The sequence below is a fragment of the Pseudarthrobacter sp. HLT1-7 genome (assembly GCF_059383435.1).
In genome coordinates, this window is record NZ_JBWZCH010000034.1 from 1 (window position 1) to 5,304 (window position 5,304).

General features: G+C 64.1%; 6 protein-coding genes. 3 read left to right on the forward strand and 3 right to left on the reverse strand.

Annotated elements, in window-relative coordinates:
- The first annotated feature begins 604 nt into the window (after positions 1-604).
- The 3 genes from AC50X6_RS18625 to AC50X6_RS18635 all read left to right on the forward strand — a co-directional run bounded on the left by AC50X6_RS18625 (position 605) and on the right by AC50X6_RS18635 (position 2,384).
- Positions 605-769 carry a hypothetical protein gene (locus AC50X6_RS18625; protein ID WP_494967621.1) on the forward strand — a complete coding sequence of 55 codons (165 nt, stop codon included), beginning with the start codon at positions 605-607 and terminating at the stop codon, positions 767-769.
- Positions 770-1,358: 589 nt separating this feature from the next.
- On the forward strand, positions 1,359-1,661 hold the full coding sequence (locus AC50X6_RS18630) for a hypothetical protein (RefSeq protein WP_494967622.1): 303 nt from the start codon (positions 1,359-1,361) through the stop codon (positions 1,659-1,661).
- Positions 1,662-2,003: 342 nt separating this feature from the next.
- A complete protein-coding gene (locus AC50X6_RS18635) occupies positions 2,004-2,384 on the forward strand; it encodes a VOC family protein (RefSeq protein WP_494967623.1) in 381 nt (126 codons plus the stop codon).
- Positions 2,385-2,516: 132 nt separating this feature from the next.
- On the opposite strand, the gene AC50X6_RS18640 is transcribed toward AC50X6_RS18635, so the two are convergent.
- The 3 genes from AC50X6_RS18640 to AC50X6_RS18650 all read right to left on the reverse strand — a co-directional run bounded on the left by AC50X6_RS18640 (position 2,517) and on the right by AC50X6_RS18650 (position 4,476).
- Positions 2,517-2,999, reverse strand: coding sequence for a sensor histidine kinase (locus AC50X6_RS18640; protein ID WP_494967624.1), 483 nt, complete (start codon positions 2,997-2,999; stop codon positions 2,517-2,519).
- A gap of 219 nt (positions 3,000-3,218) precedes the next feature.
- A complete protein-coding gene (locus AC50X6_RS18645; protein ID WP_494967625.1) occupies positions 3,219-3,590 on the reverse strand; it encodes a DUF6855 family protein in 372 nt (123 codons plus the stop codon).
- Positions 3,565-4,476 (reverse strand): metallophosphoesterase, encoded by a 912-nt coding sequence (locus AC50X6_RS18650; RefSeq protein ID WP_494967626.1) that lies wholly within the window; start codon positions 4,474-4,476, stop codon positions 3,565-3,567. The genes AC50X6_RS18645 and AC50X6_RS18650 overlap by 26 nt, the downstream gene beginning before the upstream one ends.
- Between the last annotated feature and the right edge of the window lie 828 nt (positions 4,477-5,304).

A 5,304-nucleotide genomic window follows, 5' to 3' on the forward strand; every position in this document is an offset into this window, starting at 1 on the left:
GGTCCACCTTGGTCTCACCGGCGGAGAGGGAGAACCCGGAGCCGGCGTGGCTGATCAGGCCCTGGACGAACGGGCGGTAGTCCTTCGCGGGATCGTAGTAATCGACCTTGCCGCCGCTGATCGGGAAAATCAGCGACCCGTCGGTCAGCGCCGCGGTACCCACAACCCCCGGGGTGAGCTTGAGGCTCTCCAGGGCCGCGGCGAAGGAGGCATCGAGCTTCACCGCGGTGGAGGTTCCCGTCAGCGCCGGGATCGCGGCCAGCGGCTTGGCCTTCTCAACGGGCGCCGCGGCCGAGGACGAGGCAGCCGGCGCCGACGAGGACGNGAGGACGTGGCAGCCGGGCTGCACGCGGCGAGGGAGAACATCAGCGAACCGGCAGCGGCAACGCTCAGGAAAGTCTTAGTTGACGTACGCATGGGAGTACTCCTTGAAATCAGTGGGGGTGTCCGGTCCCGAGGATGGTTCCTGCCGAGTGGCTCGGACGGGGCCGGTGCTTATCTGTCAGGAGTACTTCGACAGCACACCGGCTACGGATGGGTTCCACCGTGTTCGTGACCAATCCGTGACCTCGTGCCCTGGACCGGCTCGTCCAGGATCCTTCCCGTGGCCGTCATCGCCGACCGGCCTGTGTCCCCGATCAGTACCTCCAGGACCCCGCACTTCGTCGGCGTCGTAACCGGCCGCCCGATCGGCAAGGCGCTCGGCATCGCCGTTCCCGCCCTGCCGACGGAGTCGCCGGCGGCGGGGCCGGCCACACCCGACGGTTGACCCATGTCCACTTTTAGAGTCACCGAAATGCACTCATTCCCGCCCCGGATGAAGACACTTTTCCCTGGTCAACAACTTCCATGAGCGGACCACGTGGTCTCGCTGGGAGTCTGCGGACCCCGACCACCTTCACCCTGACGCCGGCCGGCAGCGGGACCCAGATGACGTGGACGGTGACCGTTGAGAATAAAGGGATCGGCACGGTCTTCGCCTTGTTCATGAACATCGACAAAAATGGTCGGCTCCGACTTTGAGAAGGGCCTGGCGTCGCTCGCGGACGCCATCTCACAGCGCAAGGCTTGAGCAGGACTCCGGCTGGCATGACGCAACTGGGGTGGACCCCCGGCAATCTCGCCTCGTCCTTCACCTCGAAGCGAAACAACCGGCGCGCTGAGGGCACTCACCGACGACTGGAGCAGGGACCAGTCCCTGCCACTGTGTCTGACAGGGCCAGTGCGCGCGCCCGATGTCCTCCTGTCCGCTTGGCGCCTGGGTCAGGAGATCGAAGATTAACATGCCCGTGGCTCTACTTGAATCGGCCTGCCGGGCCTAAGGTTGGGCGAGAGGAACCGTCGACAGGAGTACCACCATGATTACCCTGCAGATCGAACACCTGGTCCGGGACTTCCGAATGTGGAGGAGGGCCTTCGACAGTGACCCGCTGAACCGCGCAGCCTCGGGGGTGCGGTCTTACCGGATCTCGCGGCCGCTCGACCAGGAGGACTACGTGATGCTGGAGATGGATTTCGATACGCAGGAGGCCGCCGTGGATTTCCTGGCCCGGCTGCAGAACCAGACGTGGAAAACCGGTGTGACGGCCCCGTCCCTGGTCGGTGAGCCATCGACCAGGATAATTGAGACGGTCGCGGTCGAGACGGTGGCCGGTCCCTAGCCCTCTCCAACCCCGGCACTTCGCTGTCGAGTTGTTCTCCTCGGATTCCGCGGGACAGGGTGCCCCGTTCCGGGGTTCAGGCGAGGCGTGGGTGGTTTCCCCGGGCTCTTGACTCTCCTCGCCGGACGCCTACGATGGTGCGCATCAACACCTTCGAAGAGCAGATGCGTGATGCCCTCGCTGATGTTGAGTATGTTGATGATCCTGGGAGTTTGGGGCCTGAGGCCGGCACGACGTGACCGGGTTCGCCGACCTGCTCGCGGACGGAACTGCGTGACAGGTGGCGGCTGGCCATTGCTTCCAGGAGCCTGATCAACGCCGATCAAGAGGGAGAAAACAATCATGCTGAAGGAACTCGACATCATCGCAGTCCTCCCAGTGAAGGACATGGCGAGGGCGAGAGATTTCTACCGGGACGTGCTGGGACTGGAGCCCTCGGACGCCATGGACGAGGAGAACCTGCTCTACCGCTGCGCGAACGGAACCGCCGTCATGCTATACAAGACCGACAATGCGGGCACCGCGAAAAACACCCAGATGGGCTGGTGGACGGGCAACATCGAGGCCGAGGTCGAGGAGCTGCGGAGCCGTGGCGTCGTCTTCGAGGAGTACGACTTTCCTGGCCTGAAGACTGACAACGGCATCGCGGCCACCCCGGTGGGGAAGGCTGCCTGGTTCACAGATAGCGAGGGAAACATTCTCAACATCTTCCAGCGCCAGTAGCCCTGCCGTCCCGTTGACCCCGGCCACCACATATCAGCCGGGATGACGACAGTCTGCCCAATTGGGGGCCGGCTGGCCGAAGCCCGCGGTCCCGGCTGCAGGTCCCGAGTTGCACGAGCGGCTCAGCTGAGGTTAGTCCAGGGGCAGCGTTATCGTCACACAGGTGCCTGTAGCGGTGGACGAATCGATGATCATCTCTCCGCCCGCAAGGCCTACTGCCAGGCGCATGAGCCGCAGTCCCATGCCGGAATGCCGGCCGATCATGGCTGCCGGCGCGTCGAAACCGCGGCCGTCGTCGGTCACTTTGAGCTGAACGGCGTGACTCACGCCGTGGGCGACGCAGCCGAGCCGGACTGTCACGGCTGATGCTTCGGCGAATTTGTGGATATTACTGAGGAGCTCCTGGGCCGCCCGGTACAGAAGCATCGCGGATGGCCGGTCCACTTCCATCCCGTGGTGCGGGGTCTCCAGATGCACCGAGGTTCCGTGTTCGCGGAGAGGGAGAGTCAAACGGTCAATTGCGCCGGTCACTCCAAGGGTATGGAAATCGATCGGGTGGGTATCAGTGAGGACGCCACGTACGGCGACGACTTCATCGCTTAGCACTGATTTCATACTCCTACTGTGCGCTTGTGTCCTTGGCATTTTCTTATGCCGCGCCGCTGACAACGCATCTGGACGACGGCCCACAGTGCCGGAGGTCAGGGTGCAGACTGCGGAGACGGCGTGAACCTGCCCGTCCGCGTCTTTGTAGACGGCAGTGCTTTCGCCGTTCACTTCGATGCCGGTTCCGACCCCGGGGCCAGCGCCGGGGCCGGCACAACGGTTGCCGGTTCAGGCTGGCGTTGCCGGGCCCGACGCGTCCGGGACAAATTCACGGACACCGTTGTTGCGTTTTTTGTGGGCGGGATCCGCCGGTCCCAGAGCCTCCAGCAGGGGAGACAAGTGCATCCCGAACCGACCCCGATGGCCCTTGCGCAGCCCGTACCAGCCGCCGACCGGATTGACCGCGTCCCGGCCCCCCGGTGGCCGTCTTGAGCGTCCAGGGATACTGTTCGCTGCCGGTTGCGGTGGCGTACTTCCCTGGGCCGGGCCGGAATTCCGGCGCTCTTTGACCGAGCCCGCCGGGATATTGGGGGTGTCCGCCATGGGTCTTGCCGATGCTGCGGGGGCGGGTCGTTCAGCGCCGCTCGATGGTGAAGGCATCGGTGAAGCTGTACCCTTCGGCCGGGACGAATCGGGCGGAGAGCCGGTCCGCAGTGGCCGTCACATCGAGGGTGCCCAGGGCAGGATTGCGGTTCTTACCGGACACCGCTGCGAAGTACCGGGCCTCGGAGTCCTTGGCCTGTACATCGCGAAGCGCCCTGCCGCCAGTTCCCGCGGTAGCGAACACGGTTCCGGCGCCCCGCACCATGCTGGCGTCGGTGTCGGCGAGGCAGCTTGCCGAAAAAGCCTGGGGGACCAGATCAGGGCAGGAAGTGCCGGTCCCGAGTTGGTGTGTGCGCTGGTAGTGGTGCTCATGGCCGGACAGCACCAGGTCGACCTTCTTGGCCATCAGCATGTTGGTGAAGTCCTTGCCGGCCTGGCACTGGTATCTGCCCATGCTCAGGCAGGGGGTGTGCATTCCGACGACGGTCCACGGAATCTTCGCCGCGGCGGCCCCGTCGATGGCATCGACGGTCCAGCGCCAGCGTTCGCTGTCTTTCGAATAATCCAGGGGCTTTCCGTCCTTGAAGTCGATGCCCGGCGAGACCATTACAAAGCGCACGATGGGGTCCTTCTCGGGGAAGTCCGCGTACCACTGCGTTCCGTAGTTCCCCTGGATGCCGGGAAGTTTGTTGGGCAGGCACCGGACGATGTTGTCGATGTCACCATCGTGCCCGTCGCTCTCGTGGTTGCCAGTGACTACTTGGTAGGGAAATTCCTGGCCCAGCTTGCCCTTGACCATGTCGCAGAAACGCTGCTCAATGCCGGCCTTGTAGGTGAAATCACCGAGGGCCAGATTCACTTGCGGCCGAAGACCGGCTATGGTGTCCAGTACTTTCATGGCGCCGTCGTCGACGCCAATGTCTCCCTGTGCCGTGAAGTGCACCGAGCCAACAGGCGCCGCCGGGGGGCTGGGCGGCGGACTTGGCGGCGACGAAACGGAGGTCGCCGTCGCTTTGGGAGTTCCGAGCGTTGCCGGGGGACTGGGTGGAGGCTCGGGGGGGCTCGGCTGGCATCCGGACATCAGCAGCGCCAGGCACACAAACACGGTAGTAGCCAGGCCTCGCGGTCCTCGTTTCGCGGACGTCGGAACCACAATTCCTCCCGTGGGCAGCAGAGCACGGACAAGCGCCTGGTCTGAGGCTTAATTATCGCCGAACGCCCGCAATATGTAACCCCGGTCGCATAGCCAGTTTCCGGCGACGGTGGGAAAGTGGTCACCAGGACGTATCTTCCGGTGCTGGGATGCGGCATACGGTGCACACCCGCCGCCGCCGTCGCAGGCTCCGCCGCGCAGCGACACGCCGAGCAGTGTCACAATGGCTACCAGCTGGCAGCATCGTTGCGGCCGCATTGCTGACTGCTGCATTGCCGGGCGGCCACGCGCCAATCCGGCTGGGGTGCGGACATGGAACGCTCGTCTTTCCAGATCGGGATCACCCTGGATCCGCACTCCGGACACGGCGGCTCAACGTGAGCGCGCCTTTGGGCTTTGTTCAAAATTCCCCCCCAGAAATTTTCCCCGACAGTGAATGGGCTTGGCCGAAACCCCAGAGAATCTAGCCCGGATTTTTCATGATGGTCGGATGGGCGGTCAGGTCAGGGTCTGATTCCCGTTCCGTTTGATTTTTATGGTTTTGGGCGTGCTGGAGGGGCCTGTTGTCGCTGGTTGGGCGTCGGGTTCCACGTCTCCGCTAGGTTGTGCTGGTCGTTG

What these genes read in the sequence shown, in the direction of transcription:
- AC50X6_RS18645 (WP_494967625.1), bottom strand. Translation starts at nt 3,590, where the DNA reads ATGCCTTCACCATCGAGCGGCGCTGAACGACCCGCCCCCGCAGCATCG.
- AC50X6_RS18635 (WP_494967623.1), top strand. Translation starts at nt 2,004, where the DNA reads ATGCTGAAGGAACTCGACATCATCGCAGTCCTCCCAGTGAAGGACATG.
- AC50X6_RS18630 (WP_494967622.1), top strand. Translation starts at nt 1,359, where the DNA reads ATGATTACCCTGCAGATCGAACACCTGGTCCGGGACTTCCGAATGTGG.
- AC50X6_RS18640 (WP_494967624.1), bottom strand. Translation starts at nt 2,999, where the DNA reads ATGAAATCAGTGCTAAGCGATGAAGTCGTCGCCGTACGTGGCGTCCTC.